The sequence below is a fragment of the Lysobacter sp. GX 14042 genome (assembly GCF_021390425.1).
Lineage (GTDB): Bacteria > Pseudomonadota > Gammaproteobacteria > Xanthomonadales > Xanthomonadaceae > Novilysobacter.
Window position 1 is genome coordinate 56,511 of the sequence record NZ_JAJUWY010000005.1, and the last position, 21,022, is coordinate 77,532.

A 21,022-nucleotide genomic window follows, 5' to 3' on the forward strand; every position below is an offset into this window, starting at 1 on the left:
CCGCCTGCCGGCCGCCGGGACATGAACGCCGCAGTCCTGGCCGCGGCCGCACGCGCGTACGACACGCGCCGGCTGTCGATCCTCCATCTGGTGGACTCGCTGGAGCTCGGCGGACTCGAGCGCGTGGTCACCGACCTGGCGGTCGCGCAACACGCCCATGGCCACGCGGTCGCGGTGTTCAGCCTGGGCGACACGCAGGGACTGGGATCGGAGCTGGAGGCGGCCGGCGTGCCGGTGCTGGCAGGCAACAAGTGCCCCGGACTGGACCGGGTGCTGCTGCGCCGGCTGCGCGGCACCCTGGCGGCCCGCGGCGTGGAGGTCGTGCACAGCCACAACTTCGTGCCGAACTACTACGCCGCGATGGCACTGGGGTGGCCACGCCCGCGGGGGCGGGTGCTGGTCAACACATGCCACAACATGGGCAGTCGGCTGGCCGCCACCCGGCTGCGCTGGCTGTACCGGCTGTCGCTGGCACGCACCGCGCGGGTGGCCGGGGTCGGCGAGCAGGTCCGGCAGCGGCTGGTATCCGGCGGCCTGGTGCCCGCACGGCGCGCGGCCACGGTGCTCAACGGCGTGCCGCTGCCACCGGTGGCGGGGCCTGCGGAACGGCAGTCGGCGCGCGCGCGCCTGGGGCTGGCCGGGGATGCACTGGTGCTGGGCAGCGTGGGCCGGCTGGTCGCGCTCAAGGACCACCGCCTGCTGCTGCAGGAGTTGCCCGCGCTGGCGCACCGGTTCCCCGCCCTGCAACTGGTGCTGATCGGCGACGGGCCGCTGCGCACCGGGCTGGAGCGGACCGTGGCGTCGCTGGGGATCGCCGATCGGGTGCGCTTCGCCGGCGCGCGCGGGGACGTCGCGCAGCTGCTGCCGGCACTGGATGTGTTCGTGCTGCCCTCGCGTACCGAGGGGCTGTCGATCGCCCTGCTGGAAGCCTGCGCGGCCGGCCTGGCGACGGTCGCCAGCGCGGTCGGCGGCAATCCCGAGATCGTCCGCGACGGCGACACCGGACGCCTGTTCGCCAGCGGGGACGGGGCGACACTGCGGCGGACCCTGGAATCGCTGCTCGCCGACCCGGCGGCGCGCGCCCGGCTGGGCGGCGCGGCGCGTGCATGGGTGGGCGCCCATGCCTCGATGCCGGCGCTGCGGACGAGCTACGACGCCTTCTATGCACAGGCGCTCGGGGAGCCGGCGCGATGCGGGTAGCGATCGTCGGCTGCGGCTTCGTCGCCGACCTCTACATGCAGACCCTGCGCCTGCACCCGGACCTGGAGCTGGTCGGCGCCTGGGACCGCGACCCGGTACGGCTGGGCCTGTTCTGCCGCCATTACCGGGTGCCGTCCTACACCGGGCTGGAGGCACTGCTCGAAGACCGGCGGTTGGACGCGGTGCTCAACCTCACCAACCCGGCCAGCCACTTCGCGGTGTCGTGGGCGTGCCTGGACGCGGGCAAGCACGTGTACTCGGAAAAGCCCCTGGCGATGGAGCTGGCCGATGCGCGGGCGCTGGTCGAACTGGCCGCGCGCAAGGGCCTGCACCTGTCTGGCGCGCCCAGCCGCCTGCTCGGCCGCCCGGCACAGACCGCCTGGCGGCTGCTGCGCGAGGGCGCGATCGGCCAGCCGCACCTGGCCTATGCCGAGATGGACGACGGGCTGCTGCACCGGATGTCGGTGCGGCACTGGCGCGGGGCCTCCGGCGCGCCGTGGCCGTACCGCGACGAACTGCGGGTCGGCAACACGCTCGAGCACGCCGGCTATGCACTGACCTGGCTTGCCGCGTTCTTCGGACCGGCGCGCAGCGTGACCGCGTTCGGCGCCCGGGCAGTGCGCGAGAAAGGCCTGGACGTACCGCTCGCCGAACAGGCCGCCGATGTCTCCTTCGCCGGCATCGAGTTCGAGTCCGGCATGGTCGCCCGCCTGACCTGCAGCATCGTCGCCCCGCACGACCACGGCCTTCGGGTGTTCGGCGAAGACGGCATCCTGTCGGTCGATGATGTCTGGAAGCCGCGCGCACGGGTCCGGGTGCGGCGGCGGCTGGCTGTGCTCGGGCGCACCGTGGAATCGCCGCTGGCCCGACGCCAGCCCCTGCTCGGCGATGCCGAGGCGATCGCGCTGTCGAAGGGACGGCGCAAGGTCGATTTCTGCCTGGGCCCGGTGGAGATGGCGCGGGCCGTGCGGGAAGGCCGGCGCGGGCGGCTGGCGGCCGAATTCTGCCTGCACATCACCGAGCTGGCGCTGGCGATCACCGATGCAATGGACGGCCCGCCGCGGGTGCGGATCGAATCGCGCTTTGCGCCGCTGGAGCCGATGCCGTGGGCGCGCTGACATGACGGTGCTGGTCACCGGAGCCACCGGCCGGCTCGGTGGCGCACTGGTCCGGCGGCTGGCCGCATCCGGGCAGGCCGTGCGCGTCCTGGTGCGCGCCGGCAGCGACCAGCGCGCGATCGACGCCACCTGCGCCGCCTTTCCGCAGGCGCGCATCGAGCGGGTCACCGGCTCGCTGGACCCGCCCCGGCACCTGGACGAGGCACTCGCCGGCGTGGAGCTGGTGTACCACCTGGCGGCGGCCATGCGCGGCGGCCCGGCGGCCGTGCTGGGCGGCACCCTGGGGACTTCCCGCCAGCTGCTGCAGGCCCTGGCGGGACGGCCCCGCCCCCCACGCGTGCTGCTGGTCAGCTCACTGTCGGTGTACGGCACCGCAACGCTGGCCGACCACGCCACGGTCGACGAGGACACGCCGCTGGAGCCGCACCCGTGCGAGCGCGACCTGTATGCCTACGCCAAGCTGGAGCAGGAGCGGCTGTTCCGCGATCACTGCGGCCGGCAGGGAATCCCGCTGGCGGTGGTGCGCCCCGGCGTGCTGCACGAGGACCGGGCCGGAGCCCCCGGCGCACGGGTGGGCTTCGGCCCGTGGCGCGGGTTGTTCGTGTTGCTGGGCGGCGACAATCCGCTGCCGCTGGTGCACGTGGACAGCTGCGCCGCGGCGCTGGTGCACGTGGCCGCGCATGCCCGCTTCGACGCAGACACGTACAACCTCGTCGACCCCGATCCACCGACCTGCCGGGAAGCACTCGCGCGCTACCGCGCCGCGCGCGGCGGGCAGCTGCTGGTCGTGCCCGTTCCACCGCCGCTGCTGCGGGTGGCCGCCGCGTTGTTCCCGGTGCTGCATGCCCTTTCGCACGGCCGCGTGCCGTTGCTGCTCAGCCCCTATCGCAGGCGTACCACCTGGCGGCCGCTGCACTACCCCGCCGGCCGCCTGCACGCGCTCGGCTTCCGGCCGCCGGCCCGCCTGCACGCGGGCACGGACGCGGACGCGGGCGATTCCGCACCGGCGCGCTGAGACGCACGCTCACGCGGCCCGGCGACGGGCCGCGGCGTAACCCGGGCGGGGAATGCAGTAGTCGCGCCACAGGCCCGGCTCGCCGGCCTTCCCCGCCGCGGCCGCCTTCGCGATGTTGTACATCTCGCGCGCGCTGACGTAGTGCAGCTTCCAGTCGCGGCCATCGTTGTAGCGGCTTTCCAGGTACGTGAACGCCTGGTCCATCGCCGGGCCGAGCAGCGTGTCCATGTCGGCGTCCTCGGCGCCGTGGGTGTGGATCTTGACGAAGATCCACTCCGGCCGGCCCTCGACATGGATGCCGGTGTCCACCCAGGCATCGATGCGGTCGCGGCTGGGTGGCGCGACCGCGCGCACGTCGGCGTTCTCGATGCGCGGGATCAGGCCGAACTTGCGGCTCTTCCAGCGCAGCCCCAGCGGACCCTGGATGATCATCAGGTCGCCCTCGTCCACCCCGCCCACCCGCACCCGCTGGCCGCGATCGTGCGACTTCGGACGCGCCGGATCATCGGTGGCGTGGTAGATCCGGTTGATCGTCCGCGGCTGGCAGGGATCGGGAGCGGCCGGGAAGGTGAAGTCCGCATAACAGCCCTCCTCGCGCAGCACCACCAGCTCGTTGTCGACCCCGCAATGGCGGCCCTGCGGATGGCTGTTGTCCAGCGCCCAGTTGCCGTGGATGAAGGCCCAGCGCGGCTGGCCGGTGAGCGGATCGCGCGGCAACGCATCGTGGCGGTCGGCGAGCACGCCGGTGAACTGCGACAGGGACTGGCGCAGCCCGGCCTCGGTGTCGTCCTCATGGTGGAGGTGGATCTCGATCTCGCCCAGGCCCAGGCGGCACAGCTCCACCAGCGTATCGATGTGCTCGGGGCGGTACTCCTCGCCGGGGAAGAAGAACGAGTGCACCGGCGGACGGCCGTCGGCATCGCGATGGCCGGCGCACAGGCTTGGCAGTTCCTGCCGCCAGCGCGCGACCCGCGCGCGCTCGCGCTCCAGCCCGGGCCCGCCCCAGCCGGGCTCGTAATGGTCGACGAAGCAGAACAGCAGGTGCCGGGTCGTGCCCGGCGGCACCGGCGCGCGCCAGTCCTGCCGCAGCCAGGCGAACAGCCATCCGGCCACGTTGCGCCGGTGCGCCAGGTACACGAGCGCCGCCAGCGCCGCCAGCACGCACACGACGGCCAGCAGCGCCAGCCACCCCAGCAGCGGGATCGCGGCACCCTTCGCCGGCGATACGGCAACCTCCTCGGCGGCCCCCTGGATGGCAGCCTCCACAGGCACGGCGCCGGCCGCGGGTACCGTGTTGCCGGATGGTGCTCCGCCCTCCCCGTCCAGGCGAAGCGCGGTCACGGCACTGTGGCGGTCGGCCCCGGTCGCCGCCTGCCAGGCTTGCAGCGACAGCGGCCGCGCTGCCAGCCCGGCCGCCCGCTGGTCGACGAAACGGCAGCCTTCCTGGTAGTCGTTGTAATCGGTGCCCGGCCCCCCCCGCAGTGCCGACAGACCGCCGAACTCGTGCGAATGGCGGATCTCCAGACAGCGCCCGCCATGCGCCGCCACCCGGTTGTTGACCACCCGCGGCGCGATGCTCGGCGGCCGGCCCGGGTGCGGCCCGTGGTCCTGGAAGGCGATCCCGTAGTAGAGCCCGGCATGGCCGAGCCGCGCGACGTCGATGATCGTGTTGTCGGCCACCACCGCGTCCAGCGCGGCGTACAGGCCGATGCCGGCGTAGCCGGTGTTGCGCACCAGGTTGTCGCGCACGGTGCCGCGGATGGACTCGTGGTAGGCGGGGTTGAGCTGCAGGTCGAAGAACTCCGGGCTGGTGTCGAATCCGGCCAGGATCCCGGCCATGCCGGTGTTCTCGATCCGGTTGCGCTGCACCAGCACGTCGGCCGCGCCGCCCTTGAAGTACACCCCGGTGGTGGCGATGTCGTGGATGTAGCTGTCCTCGACCACCATCCCGGAGCCGTTGACGTTGTCGATGCCGTCGGCGTTCCTGGATTCCAGCGGGGCGCCCGGCGGATCGATCCTGCCGGTGTGGTGGATCTCCACCCGCCGGATCGTGGCGTTGTCGGACTTGGGGGTGATCTTGATCCCGTCGCGGCCGGTGTCGTGGATCAGCAGGTCCTCGAGCACCACGCCGGTCGCGCCGGTATCGCCCGCCGGGCCTCCCTGGTACCAGTTGGTCTGCAGCATCACGCCGTAATAGCGGCCGCCGCTGATCTCCAGGTTGCTCAACCGGCTGCCGGAGGCGTCCGGGTCGATCTGCACCGTGACGCTGTCGGCGGTGTCGATGTCGCAGTGGATGTGGGCGCGCTCGCCCGGCGGGGAGCGCAGCGTCAGCGGCATCCGCAGGCGCACGTCGCACTCGTGGTAGGTGCCGTTGCCCGGCGGCGCGAGCAGGGTGACCGTATCGCCCGGCGCCACCACCCCGCTGCCCGGGGCGAGCACCCGGCCCACGGTACGGAACGGGCGCTGCTCGCTGCCATCGCCGGCGTCATCGCCCAGCGGCGAGACGAACCATTCCGCGGCCTGGAGCCCCGGGGCGGCGAACGCCAGGACACAGGCCAGCACGCCGGCCGCATGCCGGCGGCGGACGGGACGGAACATCGTGCGGCGACCCGGTCCGGGCAAGGGGGAGGGGTGGTCCATGGAGCTCCGGAGCCGCGTTGGCAGGTTATGACGGGGTTTCACGTTGTCCCGGATAACGCGAATCCCGACGGCGAGAGGCCGCGGTGGAGGGGGGATGAAGATGAAGAGGGAAATCGCCGCCAGGTGCCTGGCCGCGCCGGGCCTGCGCAGTGCCCTGTCCACCGCGCTGCCGCGTGCCGGTGTGCTGGTGCTGAACTACCACCGCGTGGGCGATGGCACGCGCTCGCGCTATGACCGCGCGCTGTGGAGCGCGACCGCCGAGGGGTTCGACGACCAGGTCGGCTTCCTCAAGGCGAACTGCGACGTGGTCGGCCTGGACGAGATCGGCGATGCCCTGCGGCAGCGGCGCGGACGCCACGTGGCGATCACCTTTGACGACGGCTATCTGGACAACCACGAGATCGCATTCCCGGTCCTGCGCCGCCACGGGGTGCCGGCCACCTTCTTCATCGCCACCGGCTTCATCGACCGCCGCCTGCTGCCCTGGTGGGACGCGATCGCCATGCAGGTGCGGGAAACCACCCGCGAACGGCTGGACCTGCGCGAATGGATGCCGGCGCCGCTGGTGCTGGAGCACGGGGATCGCGAGGCGGCGATCGGCCGGGTGCTGGCGGCCTACAAGTCGCTGCCGATCGACCAGGCGACCCGGTTCCGCGAGCGCCTGGCCGAACAGACCGGGATCGAGGCCCCCGAGGTGGTGGAGGGGCACTGGATGGACTGGGACATGATCCGCGGGATGGCCGCTGCCGGCATGACCATCGGCGGCCACACCGTGAGCCACCCGGTGCTTTCCAGCCTGCCGGTGGACGTCCAGCGCGAGGAGATCGCCGGGTGCGCGGCACGCCTGCGCGAGGAACTGGGCATCGCGATGTCCCATTTCGCCTACCCGGTCGGCAGCCGCGGCTCGGCCAATGCCGATACCCGCCGGCTGCTGCGCGAGGCCGGGGTCCGGTATGCCTATTCGTTCTATGGCGGGATCGCCACCGCCGCCTCCACCCGGCTGGATTTGCAGCGCACCGCGATCGCCAACGGGATCGACCGCAACCTGTTCCGCGCGATGGTGCAACTGCCGCAGGTGTTCTGCCGGCCGGCGGGCGCCTGAGCGGCCCGGCGGATGGGCACCCCCGACTTCCCGGCCCTGTATGCCGAACTCGGGCTCGCGCCCGGCTGCAGTCTGGCGGCGCTCAGGCAGGCGTACCGTCGGCGGGTCGCGGAGCTGCACCCCGACCGGCCGGCACGCGGGCCGCGTGATCCGGAAGCCCTCAAAGTGCTGAACCGGCGCTATGCCGAGGTGCTCGCATTCCACCGGCGTCACCATCGAATGCCGGGAGCCGCCCCGGCCGCGGCTGCCCCGCACGGCGCGGCGCCGGCCACCCTGCCCCTGCGGACCCGCCCGCGGCCGCCACGCCATGCGCCCGGCACCCGCCTGCTGCTGTTGCCGGGCCTGCTCGCCGCCGCCGCGATCTGGCAGCTGCCACCGGCCTGCGGGCCGCAGGAGGCGGGGCAGGTACAGGCGCACGACGCACCCTCCTCCGGGACCGCCCCGTCGCGGCCGCTCCGGGCGCGGGCCGGACTCGAGCCCGGCATGGATCCGGCAACGGTCACCGCCCTGCTCGGACTCCCCGTCAGTGGCCATGGCGATGACGGGCACTGGATCTACGGCCCCTCCTGGCTGCGCTTCGAGTGCGGCCGGCTGGTGGAGTGGTACAGCTCGCCGCTGCAACCCCTGCATGCAGCGCCGGGCCCGTCCCGTCCGGCCCGCGGCTCCTTTGCGGCCGGGCCGGCGCGGCATTGCCGGGCGCCGCTGGACGCACCGCTGGCGGACGCGCTCGGCGGGGGCCGCTGAGATGTGCGGGCTGGCCGGCTACCTGGGGACCCCGGTACCACGCGAAGGCGCACGGGCGCTGCTGCACCGCATGATCGCCACCCTCGCCCACCGCGGCCCCGACGGCTACGGCTACCACGTGGACGACGGCGTCGGCCTGGCCCACGCGCGGCTGTCGATCATCGATCCGCTCACTGGCGAGCAGCCGATGTGCAGTCCGGACCGCCGGACCTGGACCGTGTTCAACGGCGAGATCTTCAACTTCATCGAACTGCGCGCGCGGTTGCAGGCGCAAGGCCACGTGTTCCGCACCCGGTCCGATACCGAAGTGATCGTCCACCTCTACCAGCGCTACGGCGACGCCTTCGTCGAGCACCTCAACGGCCAGTTCGCGATCGCAGTGTGGGACGCGGCGCGCCGGCGGCTGGTGCTGGCCCGCGACCGGCTGGGCATCCGGCCGCTGTACCACGCGCGCGCTGGCGGCAGCTTCTGGTTCGGTTCCGAGCCCAGGGCACTGTTCGCCGCACTACCGAGGCACGCGCGGCTGGACCCCAAGGGACTGTTCGCCACCTTCACCTACTGGGCGCCGCTGGACCCGGACACCGTCTGGCAGGACGTGCACAGCCTGCCGCCGGGGCACCTGCTGGCACTCGAGGCCGACGGGCGCCAGTCGCTGCACCGCTATTGGGACTGGTCGTTCCCGGAGGCGGAAACAGCCGGCACAGCGGGCTGGCGCGACATCGACCACGCCGCCGGCGAGTTGCGCGAGCGCCTGTTCGATGCGGTGCGCCTGCAGCTGCGCGCCGACGTGCCGGTCGGCGCCTACCTGAGCGGCGGCCTGGATTCCTCCGGTATCGTCGCCCTGGCGCGCGCCGCCACCGGCGCCCGGGTGCGTACCTTTTCGGTGGCCTTCGAGCAGTCCGAGTTCGACGAGAGCGCGCACCAGCAGGCGATGAGCCGTCACCTGGACACCGCGCACACCACCTTGCGGGTGGGCGCGCGCGACATCGGTGCCGCGTTCCCGCGGCTGATCGCGCACACCGCAACCCCGGTACTGCGGACCGCGGCGGTGCCGCTGATGCTGCTGGCCGGGACGGCCCGCCGCCACGGCTGCAAGGTGGTGCTGACCGGCGAAGGCGCCGACGAGGTCTTCGGCGGCTACGACCTGTTCAAGGAGGCCAAGATCCGCCGCTTCTGGGCCCGCCAGCCCGGCTCGGCGATGCGCCCCAGGCTGCTGGCACGGCTGTACGGCTATCTCGCCCACTCGCCCTCCGCCAACCCGGCCTTCGCCGCCGCGTTCTTCGGCCAGGGGATGGAGCACATCGGGCGGCCGGTGTTCGCGCACCTGCCGCGCTGGTCCACCTCGGCACGTGCACTGGCGTTCCTGGCACCGGAACTGCGTGACGCGGCGCGCGACTGGGATCCGCTGGCGACGATCGAGGCGGGCCTGCCCGAGGCGATCATGCGCTGGGCACCGCTGTCGCGCGACCAGTACGTCGAGGCCAGGACCCTGATGGCCGGCTACCTCCTGTCGAGCCAGGGTGACCGGGTGGCGATGGCGGCCTCGGTCGAGGGCCGTTTCCCGTACCTGGATCACACCCTGGTGGAGTTCGCCAACCGGCTGCCGCCGCAATGGAAGATCCACGGGCTGTCGGAGAAGCACATCCTGCGCAAGGCACTGGCCGGACTGCTGCCGCCGGACATCCTCGCGCGCGGCAAGCAGCCCTACCGCGCGCCCGACAGCCAGAGCTTCTTCGTCGATGGCCGTCCGCTGGACTATGTCGCGGAGATGTTCGAACCCGGCAACCTCCGCGCCAGCGGCCTGTTCGACCCGGTCGCGACCGGCCGCCTGTACGCCAAGGCGCGCGCCGGCAAGGCCACCGGCTTCGCCGACAACCAGGCTTTCGTCGGGATCCTGTCGACGCTGCTGCTGGCGCACCGCGCGCCGGCCCCGGCCGAGCCCGCGGACAGCGGGCTGGCTGAAACCGCCTGAGCAGCCGGGACCCGCCGCAGGACAGGGCCGCGGGCGCTCAGGCCCCGGCGGCTTCCGACGATGCCTCGACCACGCCGCTCGCCTCCGCGGTTGCGGCCATGGCCATGTCTTCGGCATCGGCTTCGGCCTGCAACCGGCTGCGGTGGATCTTGCCGGTCGCGGTCCGCGGCAATGCAGCGCGGAACTCGACCAGTCGCGGCACCATGAACTCCTCCAGGTGCGCGCGGCAATGGGCGATCACCGCGCGCGCATCCAGCGCCGCGTCATCGCTCACCAGCAGCGCCTTCAGCGCCTGGCCCAGCACCGGGTCGGGCACACCGACCAGCGCCGCCTCGCGCACGCCGGCGATGGCGTACAGCACGTTCTCGACCTCGGTGGGACTGACTTTCTCGCCACGCGACTTCAGCACGTCGTCGCGGCGCGCGACGAAGTACAGGAATCCTTCCTCGTCCATCCGGAACAGGTCGCCGGTGTGCAGGACCCGTTCCCACGGGTAGCGGCCGGGGCGCAAGGCGCGGGCGGTCGCCTCCGGATTGTTCCAGTAGCCCTGCATCACGTGGCCACCGCGCACCACCAGCTCGCCCACCACGCCGGGCGGCACCGGCCTGCCGGCCTCGTCGGCAACCCAGGCTTCGGTGCCCGGGATCGCGATGCCCACGCTGCCCGGGCGCCGCGCCAGCTCCTCCGGCGGCAGCCAGGTGCAGCGCTTGGACTCGGTCATCCCGTACATCGAGTAGATCCGCGCCTGCGGGAACCGCGCCTGCAATGCCTGGATGTGGCTCGGCGGCAACGCGGCGGCGGTGTTGGTCACGCAGCGCACGCTGCGCGCCCACTGCGGGTCGAAATTGCGCAGCTGGACGATGAGCGCGGCCATCGTCGGCACCAGCGGGAAGGTGGTCACCCTCTCGCGCGCCAGCAGCGGCAGCACCTTCTGCGGGAAGGCGAAGGACTTCTCCAGCACCAGGGTGGCGCCACTCCTCACGCACATCAGCAACTGGTACAGACCGTAGTCGAAGGCCAGCGGCAGCACGCTGAGCACCACGTCGTCGCCGCCCGCCCGCAGGTAGCAGCCGATCGAGCCGGCGGCATGTTCGATGTTGGCGTGAGTCATCATCACGCCCTTGGGGTTGCCGGTGGAACCGGAGGTGTAGACCAGCATCGCCAGGTCGATATCGATCCCCACCTCCGGCGCCGCCAAGGGCGCGTTGGCGGCTTCAAGCAGGCGCGCGTAGTCGATCGTCGCCCCGCGCCCGTCGCCATCGACCACCACCACCTTGCGCAGCGCCGGCGCCCCGGCGGCGGCCGCCAGCGCCACCGGCAGCAGGCGGGCCTGGGTGAACAGCACCGAGGCGCCGCTGTCGGCGAGCACGAACGCCAGCTTGTCGCGCTTGGTGGTGGGATTGATCACGCAGAACACCCCACCGGCGCGCAGCGTGCCGAAGATCCCGACCGCCGCCTCCACGCAGTTGTCCATGAAGATCACGCAGCGCTCGCCGTTGGCCAGCCCCGCCTGCCCCGCCAGCCCGGCGGCGAAGCGCTCGACACGGTCGTGCAGCTCGCCATAGGCGACGCGGCGGCCGGCGGCGACCAGCGCGGTCTTGCGCGGATGCCGGCGGGCCGCCTCGGCCAGGTGGTGCTCGTAGCGGTTCATCCAGCCAGCCCCGCCTCGAGCTGTTTGCGCGCGACGTAACCGGCCAGGCTGGCGATGCTGTCCAGGTTCTCCGGCACCACCTCCTCGTCCTCGACCACGATGCCGAACTCCTCCTCCAGCCAGCTGACCACCGTCAGCACGCCCATCGAATCGATGACGCCGGTCTCCAGCAGGCTGCGGGTGGCGGGGTACACCTCCCCGTCGTCGAGCGGGGGAAACGAGAAGTGGACGAACTCACTGATGCGGCTTTCGGCTGATTCCACGCGGGTGGCCCTGTGTATGGACTGGATGCGCCGGCACGCCGCCGGCAGTGGGTGCGCCCGTTACCTGGCGCCCTGGCGGAACAGCACGACCTGGACCGTCTGCAGCATGATCATCAGGTCGAACAGCAAGCCGTGGTTCTTGACGTAGAACAGGTCGAACTTCAGCTTCTCGCCGGCGTCATGGGTGGAGGCGCCGTAGGGATAGCGCAGCTGGGCCCAGCCGGTCAGGCCGGGCTTCACCGAGTGGCGCACGCTGTAGTAACGCAGCTCGCGGTCGAGCCGGGCCACGAACTGCGGCCGCTCCGGCCGCGGACCGACGAAGCTCATGTCCCCGCGCAGCACATTGAACAGCTGCGGCAGCTCGTCCAGCCGCGCCATCCGGATGAAGGCGCCGACCCGGGTGGTCCGGTCATCGCCCTTGCTGGCCCAGCGCGCCACCCCGTCGGCCTCGGCGTCGGGCCGCATGCTGCGGAACTTGACCAGCTCGAAGTCGCGCCCGGCCTGCCCCACCCGCACTTGCCGGTACAGCACCGGCGAGCCCGACTCCAGCCATACGCACAGCGCCACCAGCAGCATCACCGGCCAGGCGACCAGCAACAGCGCGCTGGCCGCCAGCACATCGAAGAAGCGCTTGCTCAGCCGCCGCGGCAGGGAGTGGTCGAACCCGCCGGAGAAGATCAGCGAGGAGGGCTCGACCACGTTCAGCCGCAGCAGCCCGGCCTCGCGTTCGAAGAAATCCGGCAGGTCGGTCACCCGTACCCCGCGCTGGGCACACACCAGCATCTCCGCCATCGGCAGGCCGCCGCGGCGCTCGTCCGGCGCGACCACCAGCTCGTGGATGTTCAGGGCGCGGACCGTGCTCCACAGCCCCGCCCCGATGTCCACGTGCAGCGCGGCCGGGACCGTCACCGGCTGCCCCGGCAACGGCACGAAGCCGACCACGTTGAAGGACTCGCGATCGCTGCGCCGGCGCATGGTGCTGTTGATCAGGTCCGCATTGCCCCCCGCGCCCAGCACCAGCACCCGGCGCTTGAGGACCTCGGCACCGACCAGGTACTGGACCAGGACCCGGAACAGGTAGACCCCGGCAAACGCCAGCACCAGCGCGATGGTCAGCACGCCCCGGCCGATGTAGGTAGACGGCAACAGGTAATACAGCACCAGCAGGCCGATGCCGCCGAAGGCGAACGCGGCCCCCAGCCGCAGCCCGAACTCCTTGCGGTTGAGCCGCCCATGCGCCTGGTACAGCCCGAAGGCCGCCATCGAGGCGGTCAGGACCACCGCCACCAGCAGCGTGCGCACCGGGGCGGTCTGGACGAAGATCCCGCGGCTCTCGGGATCGTCCAGGAAGCGCAGCCATACCGCGGCGGTGACCGCCAGCAGCAGGATCGACAGTTCCATCAGCCACAGCCCGCGGATCATGCGCCGGGCCCGGCTGGCCGATATGTTCTTCATTGGCGAGTACCCCCTGCGTCGACGCCGGGCCACCACCGCGCCCACCCGGATCAACGCCGGAGCCACGCCCATCCGGCCACGCCGCCGGTCCGGCTCCCGCATCCCGGGCTGCGGGGCAAGTGGCCGGTTCCCACCCGGCACGCGTTCTTACAGACGACCGCAGGAGCGGCCGACACGGGAACACATCTTGATCATCGATTTCCGGAGTGGCGCCTGCCCGCCGCGAATGGAGGCGGACCTGTGCATCATCGGCGCCGGAGTGGCCGGGTTGGCGATCGCGCGCGAGTTCATCGGCACGCCATTGCAGGTGTGCGTGGTGGAAAGCGGCGGCCTGCAGGGTACCCGGCGCGACCAGGCGCTCTACGAAGGCGACTCGATCGGCAGCCCGGAACTGGATCCGGCCAGTTGCCGGATGCGCGCGTTCGGCGGCAGCTGCAACCTGTGGGGCGGCGGATGCGTCCCGCTGGACGGCGTGTCGCCGCGGGACTGGGTCCCGCACAGCGGCTGGCCGCTGTCCCACGCCGAACTGGTGCCGTACTACCGGCGCGCGTTGTCGTTCTGCGGCCTGGAAGGGCACGAACCGGGCGAGAACGGCTTCCTCTCCCGTCCGGCGACGCCGCTGCTGCCGCTCGACCCGGAGGTGCTCGTCAACCACGTCACCGCGGACAGTCCGGTCCTCCCGGGCGAGGCGTACCGCCAGGAGCTGGAGCGCGCCGGCAATGTCCGGGTACTGCTGCACGCCAACCTGCTGGAACTGGAAGCCGAAGCCGACGGCACGTCGATCCGCGCCGCGCGGCTGGGAACGCTGGACGGGCACGGCGCGCGGGTGCATGCACGCCAGTACGTGCTGGCCTGCGGCGGAATCGAGAACGCGCGACTGCTGCTGCTCTCCGACTCGGTGGTGCCCGGCGGGCTGGGCAACCGCCACGACCTGGTCGGGCGGTACTTCATGGACCACCCCAGTGGGCGGCTCGGCACCATCCGTACCCGCACTCCGGAAGCCATCTGCCTTGCCACCGGAGCGCCTCCCACCACCCGGCCGGGACCCGCTGCGGCGGAAATCTGTCTCTCGCCCCGGATCCAGCACCAGCAGCGGATCCTCGGCGCACGGGTACGGCCGTTCATGGTGGAGGAAGCGGTTCCCCGCGGCATCCAGGCCCTGCGCCAGCTGCGCGCCACCCTGCGTCCGGCGGGACGGGACGAATCCAGCGCGCTCAGGCAGCGGCTGTCGACCCGCCGCAACGGTGAGCCCGGCCCGGCCAGCACTGCCCCCGCCCCGCGGGGGCAGCTGCCGATACTGGCGATCCGCACCGTGCTGGGCATCGGCGACATCGGCGCGGCCGCGATCCGTCGCGCCAGCGGCCGCCCTTCGGTGGCCAGCAACCGCGTGGACCTGGTCGGCTTCTTCGAGCAGGCGCCCAATCCGGACAGCCGCGTCCTCCTGGGCCGCCAGCTCGATGCGCTGGGGCAACGCAAGGTCTGCATCGACTGGCGCCTGGACGAACTCGACCGCCGCACCCACCGGATCGCCGCCCGCCTGTTCGGCGATGAACTGGCGCGGATCTGTGGAGGCAGCTTCGTGATGGAGCCGTGGCTGGAGGCGGACCACGTCGGCAGCCTGCCGCTGACCGGCACCGCGCACCACCTGGGCACCACACGGATGGCCGACGATCCGCGGCAGGGCGTGGTGGATCGCGACTGCCGGGTGCACGGGATCGACAACCTCCACATCGCCGGCAGTTCGGTGTTCCCCACCGGCGGCTGGGCATTCCCGACCTTCGCCATCATCGCCATGGCGCTGCGCCTGGCGGACCGGCTGCACGGGCAGCTGGCCGCATCGCCGCTGTCCGCCGCCCGCGAATGTGCCAATGCCTGAGGAAAACGAACCCGACGCGGCGCGCAAAAACAAAGGGCCGATGGAATCTCCATCGGCCCTTCATTCTGTATGGCGCGCCCGGAAGGATTCGAACCTCCGACCCCCAAGTTCGTAGCCTGGTGCTCTATCCAGCTGAGCTACGGGCGCGTAGTCGAAAAATTATGACGGTGGATCTGCATTCCGTCAACAGCTTTTTCAGGGCTGGCCGCCTTGCGGGGCGGCGGTACAACTGGCGGAGAGTGAGGGATTCGAACCCTCGATAGAGCTATAAACCCTATACTCCCTTAGCAGGGGAGCCCCTTCAGCCACTCGGGCAACTCTCCGCACGAAACCGTGTGCGGGCGGGAAGCATAACGGCTCGATCCTGCGCGGTAAACCCTCGAATCAGGACGCGTCCTCGCCGACGTCCGTCGACGGATCCTCGCCGCGCTGGATGCGCTGGTAGATCTCTTCGCGGTGCACTGCGACGTCCTTCGGGGCGGTGATGCCAATGCGGACCTGGTTGCCCTTGACGCCGAGCACGGTCACGGTCACGGAGTCGCCGATCATCAGGGTTTCGCCGACGCGACGCGTCAGGATAAGCATGGGTGTTCTCCTTGGCCGACGCCGGTGGCGCCGGAATATGCGCCCCGGCGTGTGACAGCCACGCCAACTCCGGGACAAACGCGAAGTGTGATCTCCGCCGGCCAATCCCGGCAAGCGAAGGAAGTCATGGGTCAGGCTTGACCCAATTTGCCGGCAACCCAGTCCGGTACCCCGGCCAGTGCCGGCGCCAGCGCGGGACTGTCCTCGCCCCCGCCCTGCGCCATGTCGGGACGGCCACCGCCCTTGCCGTTGATCTGCCCCGCCACATGGGCGAGCAGCTCACCGGCCTTGACCCTGCCCAGCGCCGCACCGCTGACGCCGGCGACCAGGGCGGCCTTGCCCTCGCGCGCGCCGGCCAGGACGATGACGGCATCGCCGAGCTGTTGCTTGAGCCGGTCCAGGGCCTCACGCAGCGCCTTGGAGTCCAGCCCCTCGACCCGGGCCGCCAGCACCTTGATGCCGCCGATGTCGACCGCCGAGCCGGCCAGGTCCGCCGTGGCGCCGGATGCCGCGCGGGCCTTCAGGGCTTCCAGCTCGCGCTCCAGCGCCTTCTGCCGCTCCAGCACGGTACGGAGCTTGTCGGCGAGCTCGGATGGTGTGCCGCCAAGCAGGCGCGCGGCCTCGGCCAGGCGCGCTTCCTCCCTGGCCACGTGGTCGAGCGCGCCCTGCCCGGTCACCGCCTCGATCCGGCGCACCCCGGCGGACACGCCGCCCTCGGACAGGATCTTGAACAGCCCGATGTCGCCGGTGCGCGCCACGTGGGTGCCGCCACACAGCTCGGTGGACGCCCCGCCCATGCGCAGCACGCGGACCTGATCGCCGTACTTCTCGCCGAACAGGGCGAGCGCGCCGAAGTCCAGCGCCTCGCGCATGCCCATGTGGCGGACCTCGGTCGGGTGGTTGGCGCGGATCTCGGCGTTGACCTGCTGCTCAATCGCGGCGAGCTCGGCGGTGGTCACCGGCCGCTCGTGGGCGAAGTCGAAGCGCAGCCGGTCGGGCGCGACCAGCGAACCCTTCTGCACCACGCCCTCGCCCAGCATCCTGCGCAGCACCGCGTGCAACAGGTGGGTCGCGGAATGGTTGAGCACGGTGGCGTTGCGCCGCCCGCCCTGCACCCGGCCGGCCACCCGTTCGCCACGGCGCAAGGTGCCCGACTCCAGCCGGCCCAGGTGGCCATGGAACTGCCCGGCGAACCTGCGCGTGTCGTCGACCACGAAGCGGCTGCCCTGGCCCTCGAGCACGCCGGCATCGCCGACCTGCCCGCCGCCTTCGGCATAGAACGGAGTGCGGTCCAGGATCACCACCGCCCCGGCGCCGGCCTCCAGCTGTTCGACCGGGCGACCGTCCTGCAGCAGGGCCAGCACCTCCAGTCCGTCGGAATCGAGCGCCTCGTAGCCCAGGAATTCGGTCGCCGGCAGCTGCGCGGCCAGTTCCGCCGGCATCGCGGCGGCGTTGCCGAACTTGCCGGCGGCGCGCGCGGTCTCGCGCTGCTGCTCCATGGCCGTCTCGAAGCCGGCCACGTCGACCTCCAGCCCGCGCTCGCGCGCGATGTCCTGGGTCAGGTCCAGCGGGAAGCCATAGGTGTCATACAGGCGGAACGCGTCCGCGCCGGGGATCGCGCCGGTGGAGCGCGCCGCGACCTCGTCGAAGATGCGCATTCCCGAGTCCAGGGTCTCGGCGAAGCGTTCCTCCTCGGCCTTGAGGGTGCGCTCGATGAAGTCGCGCTTCTGGCCCAGCTCGGGATAGGCCTCGCCCATCACCTCGACCAGCGGCTCGACCATGCGGTGGAAGAACGGCTGCTTCTGGCCCAGCATCCAGCCGTGGCGCAGCGCCCGGCGGATGATCCGGCGCATGACGTAGCCGCGGCCCTCGTTGGAGGGCAGCACGCCGTCGATGACCAGGAAGGCGCAGGCCCGGATGTGGTCGGAGATTACCCGCAGCGACTTGTCGTCCAGGTCGGTGGTGCCGGTCAGCGCGGCCGCCTCGGCGATCAGGCGCTGGAAGATGTCGATCTCGTAGTTGCCATGCCGGCCCTGCAGCACCGCGGCGATGCGCTCCAGGCCCATGCCGGTGTCCACGCAGGGCGCCGGCAGCGGCAGCATCGTGCCGTCGGGCTGGCGGTCGAACTGCATGAACACCAGGTTCCAGATCTCGATGAAGCGGTCGCCGTCCTCGTCCGGCGAACCCGGGGGGCCGCCGAAGTACTGCTCGCCGTGGTCGTAGAAGATCTCGCTGCACGGCCCGCAGGGGCCGGTGTCGGCCATCTGCCAGAAGTTGTCCGAGGCATACGGCGCGCCGCCGTTGTCGCCGATGCGGATGATCCGCTCCTCGGGCACGCCGATCCGGTCGCGCCAGATCGCGTAGGCCTCGTCGTCGGTCTGGTAGACGGTGACCGTCAGCCGCTCGGCCGGCAGGCCCCAGACCCGGGTGAGCAGCTCCCAGGACCAGCGGATCGCCTCTTCCTTGAAGTAGTCGCCGAACGACCAGTTGCCGAGCATCTCGAAGAAGGTGTGGTGGCGCGCGGTGTAGCCGACCTGGTCGAGGTCGTTGTGCTTGCCGCCGGCACGCAGGCAGCGCTGGACGTCGACCGCGCGCACGTAACCGGGCTTCTCGCTGCCCAGGAACACGTTCTTGAACTGCACCATTCCGGAGTTGGTGAACAGCAGGGTCGGATCGTTGGCCGGTACCAGCGGCGCGGACGGCACGACGGTGTGGCCGCGCTCGCGGAAGAACTCGAGAAAGTCGCGACGGATTTCAGCGGTGCTGCGGAACGAAGGTGTATTCATCGAGGCTGTGCCGGGAACAGGACAAAGCCCCCGCAAAAGGGTGCGGAGGCAATCGGCCTAGCGTATCAGGGGCAGGGCCGCAGAGGCGACGGTCCGGGTCCGCCCTGGCGGGAACCCGGGTGGCCGTTCAGCGTAACGGCGCGGGAGCGCTCACCACTCGTCATCCAGCCGCGTGACCCGCCGGATCAGTTCACCGGGAAAGCCGCGGCGGGCGAGCAGGTCGGCGGCCTTGCGCCGCCGCACCGGGTCGAGTTCAAAACCTTCGCCGTGGCGCCTGCGCGCCAGCTCGCGGGCGTTCTCCAGCCAGTCGACCTCGCAGCCTTCCATCGCGGCCTCGACCATCGCGGTGTCCAGGCCATGGGTCCCGAGCTCGGCGCGGATGTGGTACGGGCCGTAACCGCCCATTGCACGCTGGCGCACCAGGCTTTCGGCGAACCGGGCATCGTCCTGCCAGCCTGCCTCGGCCAGGCGCTGGACCGCCGCCTCGGCCTCGGCCGGCTCCACGCCGCGGGCCGCGAGCTTGCGCCCGAGCTCCCGGCGTGAATGCTCACGCCGGACCAGCAACCCCAGCGCACGTTGCACCGGGGTCTGCGGCGGGCGCCTGCTCCGGCGCGGGGTGGCCGCGGCGGAGCCGTCCTCGAACAGCCCGCCGCCCTGCTCCGCGTCATCCCCGGTCACGCCCGGCCACCGGACGGGTCCGCGCGGGAGTACCGCCCCGCCACTCAGGCTTCCGCGGTTTCCGCCGCGTCCTCGTCCTCGCCCGGACGGGCCTCGGCGGGGACGAACTTCTCGCGCAGCTCGGCCTCCAGCCTCGTCGCCAGTGCCGGGTTGTCCTTGAGGTACTGGCGGGCGTTCTCCTTGCCCTGGCCGATGCGTTCCTCGCCGATGCTGTACCAGGCACCCGCCTTCTGCACCAGCTTGGCCTCCACGCCCATGTCGATCAGCTCGCCCTCGCGGGAGATGCCCTGGCCGTAGAGGATCTCGGTGAAGATCTGCTTGAACGGCGGTGCCATCTTGTTCTTGACGACCTTGATCTTGGTCTGGTTGCCGATGATCTCGTCGCCCTTCTTGATCGCACCGATGCGGCGGATGTCCAGGCGCACCGAAGAGTAGAACTTCAGCGCGTTGCCGCCGGTGGTGGTCTCCGGGCTCTGGCCCGGCATCATGATGCCGATCTTGTGGCGCAGCTGGTTGATGAAGACCACCAGCGTGTTGGAGCGCTTGATGTTGCCGGTCAGCTTGCGCAGCGCCTGGCTCATCAGCCGGGCCTGCAGGCCGGGGAGCTGGTCGCCCATCTCGCCCTCGATCTCCGCCTTGGGCGTGAGCGCTGCAACCGAGTCGACGACCACGATGTCCACCGCCGCCGAGCGCACCAGCATGTCGGCGATCTCCAGCGCCTGCTCGCCGGTGTCGGGCTGGCTGAGCAGCAGGTCATCGACGTTCACGCCCAGCTTGGCGGCGTAGATCGGGTCCAGCGCGTGCTCGGCGTCGATGAAGGCCGCGGTGCCGCCGGCCTTCTGGCACTCGGCGATGGCCTGCAGGGTCAGGGTGGTCTTGCCGGAGGACTCCGGGCCGTAGATCTCGACCACGCGACCCTTGGGCAGGCCGCCGATGCCCAGCGCGATGTCCAGCATCAGCGAGCCGGTGCCGATGACCTCGGCGGCCTCGACAACGCGGTCGCCCATGCGCATGACCGAGCCCTTGCCGAACTGCTTCTCGATCTGGCCCAGGGCGGCGGCAAGTGCGCGCTTCTTGTTCTCGTCCATCGTGGCTGTTCCTCAGGTCCGGGTATGTGGATGTGGTGAAGCATGGGGGCAGCCGGTCGCACGGATTGCGACGGTGCGTGTGGTCACTGTGGCGGCCATGCCGGGGCAGGCCCATCGGCGGCGGCGCGGGAGGACGGTGGGAAAACTCCGCACCATGTCATCAGCCCCGCCGGACCAGGCCGCAGTACAGGCCTTCGATGGCGAAATCCTGGTCCGGGCCGACCTCGATCGGCGCGTAATCGGGATTGCGCGGCAGCAGGCGGATGCAATCCTTGCCGAGCTTCAGCAGCTTGACGGTGATCTCCTCGTCCACCCGCGCCACGACGATCTGCCCGGAACGGGCCTCGCTGGTGCGGTGCACGCCGATCATGTCGCCGTCGAAGATGCCCTCGTCGCGCATCGAGTCGCCCTGCACCTTCAGCAGGTAATCGGGCGACGGAAAGAAGATGTTGCGGTCGAGGAGGACGTAGTCGTCCACTTCCGGGCCCGCGCCGGAACCGATCGGCAGGCCGGCCGCGACCCGGCCCAGCACCGGCAGGCGCAGGGCATCGGCGCGCTCGCGTGCCGCCGTGGCGTCCCCGCTTCCGTCGATCCCGGCGGGCGGGCACAGCAGCCGGATCCCGCGCGCCTTGCCCGGGATCCGCTCGATCGCCCCGGCCTGCTCCAGCGCCTCCAGGTGGTACTGCGCCGCACGCACGCTGGCAAAGCCCATGGCCCGCGCGATCTCGGTCTGGGACGGGGGTATGCCGTCGGCCGCGATGCGCTCGGCGATGTGGGCGAGGATGGCGGACTGGGTTTCGGTAAGTTCCATTAGTAGCAATGCTACCAATGGCAACAATGCGGCGCAAT

At 71.4% G+C, this 21,022-nt stretch carries 16 protein-coding genes and 2 tRNA genes; 7 read left to right on the top strand and 11 right to left on the bottom strand.

Going from position 1 to position 21,022, the window contains the following annotated elements; all coding sequences use genetic code 11:
* The first annotated feature begins 21 nt into the window (after nt 1–21).
* From LY625_RS08625 to LY625_RS08635, 3 genes are read left to right on the top strand one after another with little or no spacing between them, the layout of a single operon-like run.
* A complete protein-coding gene (locus LY625_RS08625) occupies nt 22–1,200 on the top strand; it encodes a glycosyltransferase (protein WP_233739627.1) in 1,179 nt (392 codons plus the stop codon).
* Nucleotides 1,191–2,318: a Gfo/Idh/MocA family oxidoreductase gene (locus LY625_RS08630; protein ID WP_233739628.1), complete on the top strand. Its 1,128-nt coding sequence runs from the start codon at nt 1,191–1,193 to the stop codon at nt 2,316–2,318. Before LY625_RS08625 ends, LY625_RS08630 begins: the two co-directional genes overlap by 10 nt.
* Nucleotide 2,319: 1 nt before the next feature.
* Nucleotides 2,320–3,333: an NAD-dependent epimerase/dehydratase family protein gene (locus LY625_RS08635; protein ID WP_233739629.1), complete on the top strand. Its 1,014-nt coding sequence runs from the start codon at nt 2,320–2,322 to the stop codon at nt 3,331–3,333.
* 9 nt (nt 3,334–3,342) lie between these two features.
* Here LY625_RS08635 and LY625_RS08640 read toward each other — a convergent pair whose 3' ends face one another.
* On the bottom strand, nt 3,343–5,931 hold the full coding sequence (locus LY625_RS08640) for a right-handed parallel beta-helix repeat-containing protein (RefSeq protein ID WP_233739630.1): 2,589 nt from the start codon (nt 5,929–5,931) through the stop codon (nt 3,343–3,345).
* A gap of 136 nt (nt 5,932–6,067) precedes the next feature.
* On the opposite strand from LY625_RS08640, the gene LY625_RS08645 reads away from it, so the two are divergent.
* From LY625_RS08645 to asnB, 3 genes are read left to right on the top strand one after another with little or no spacing between them, the layout of a single operon-like run.
* The gene (locus LY625_RS08645) at nt 6,068–7,075 is read left to right on the top strand and encodes a polysaccharide deacetylase family protein (protein WP_233739631.1); all 1,008 of its coding nucleotides are present in this window, start codon (nt 6,068–6,070) and stop codon (nt 7,073–7,075) included.
* A gap of 12 nt (nt 7,076–7,087) precedes the next feature.
* Nucleotides 7,088–7,819 carry a J domain-containing protein gene (locus LY625_RS08650; RefSeq protein ID WP_233739632.1) on the top strand — a complete coding sequence of 244 codons (732 nt, stop codon included), beginning with the start codon at nt 7,088–7,090 and terminating at the stop codon, nt 7,817–7,819.
* A 1-nt stretch (nt 7,820) separates the two neighbouring features.
* On the top strand, nt 7,821–9,791 hold the full coding sequence (gene asnB / locus LY625_RS08655; protein ID WP_233739633.1) for an asparagine synthase (glutamine-hydrolyzing): 1,971 nt from the start codon (nt 7,821–7,823) through the stop codon (nt 9,789–9,791).
* Nucleotides 9,792–9,828: 37 nt separating this feature from the next.
* On the opposite strand, the gene LY625_RS08660 is transcribed toward asnB, so the two are convergent.
* Genes LY625_RS08660 through LY625_RS08670 form a run of 3 tightly spaced genes read right to left on the bottom strand, consistent with a single transcriptional unit; the run spans nt 9,829 to nt 13,160 of the window.
* Entirely contained in the window at nt 9,829–11,442 is a 1,614-nt protein-coding gene (locus tag LY625_RS08660; protein WP_233739634.1) for an AMP-binding protein, read from the bottom strand.
* Nucleotides 11,439–11,705: a phosphopantetheine-binding protein gene (locus tag LY625_RS08665; protein WP_233739635.1), complete on the bottom strand. Its 267-nt coding sequence runs from the start codon at nt 11,703–11,705 to the stop codon at nt 11,439–11,441. Before LY625_RS08665 ends, LY625_RS08660 begins: the two co-directional genes overlap by 4 nt.
* Before the next feature lie 60 nt (nt 11,706–11,765).
* On the bottom strand, nt 11,766–13,160 hold the full coding sequence (locus tag LY625_RS08670; protein WP_233739636.1) for a TIGR03013 family XrtA/PEP-CTERM system glycosyltransferase: 1,395 nt from the start codon (nt 13,158–13,160) through the stop codon (nt 11,766–11,768).
* A 187-nt stretch (nt 13,161–13,347) separates the two neighbouring features.
* On the opposite strand from LY625_RS08670, the gene LY625_RS08675 reads away from it, so the two are divergent.
* Nucleotides 13,348–15,036: a GMC family oxidoreductase gene (locus tag LY625_RS08675; RefSeq protein ID WP_233739637.1), complete on the top strand. Its 1,689-nt coding sequence runs from the start codon at nt 13,348–13,350 to the stop codon at nt 15,034–15,036.
* 70 nt (nt 15,037–15,106) lie between these two features.
* On the opposite strand, the gene LY625_RS08680 is transcribed toward LY625_RS08675, so the two are convergent.
* The 7 genes from LY625_RS08680 to lexA form a co-directional block, all read right to left on the bottom strand.
* Nucleotides 15,107–15,183, bottom strand: a tRNA-Arg gene (locus LY625_RS08680).
* A gap of 83 nt (nt 15,184–15,266) precedes the next feature.
* Nucleotides 15,267–15,359, bottom strand: a tRNA-Ser gene (locus LY625_RS08685).
* A 61-nt stretch (nt 15,360–15,420) separates the two neighbouring features.
* Nucleotides 15,421–15,621 carry a carbon storage regulator CsrA gene (gene csrA, locus LY625_RS08690; protein WP_233739638.1) on the bottom strand — a complete coding sequence of 67 codons (201 nt, stop codon included), beginning with the start codon at nt 15,619–15,621 and terminating at the stop codon, nt 15,421–15,423.
* 131 nt (nt 15,622–15,752) lie between these two features.
* Nucleotides 15,753–18,407 carry an alanine--tRNA ligase gene (gene alaS / locus LY625_RS08695; RefSeq protein ID WP_233739639.1) on the bottom strand — a complete coding sequence of 885 codons (2,655 nt, stop codon included), beginning with the start codon at nt 18,405–18,407 and terminating at the stop codon, nt 15,753–15,755.
* 150 nt (nt 18,408–18,557) lie between these two features.
* Nucleotides 18,558–19,052: a recombination regulator RecX gene (gene recX / locus LY625_RS08700; protein ID WP_233739758.1), complete on the bottom strand. Its 495-nt coding sequence runs from the start codon at nt 19,050–19,052 to the stop codon at nt 18,558–18,560.
* Between the two features lie 77 nt (nt 19,053–19,129).
* A complete protein-coding gene (recA, locus tag LY625_RS08705) occupies nt 19,130–20,173 on the bottom strand; it encodes a recombinase RecA (protein ID WP_233739640.1) in 1,044 nt (347 codons plus the stop codon).
* Nucleotides 20,174–20,333: 160 nt separating this feature from the next.
* A complete protein-coding gene (lexA, locus tag LY625_RS08710) occupies nt 20,334–20,984 on the bottom strand; it encodes a transcriptional repressor LexA (RefSeq protein WP_233739641.1) in 651 nt (216 codons plus the stop codon).
* Between the last annotated feature and the right edge of the window lie 38 nt (nt 20,985–21,022).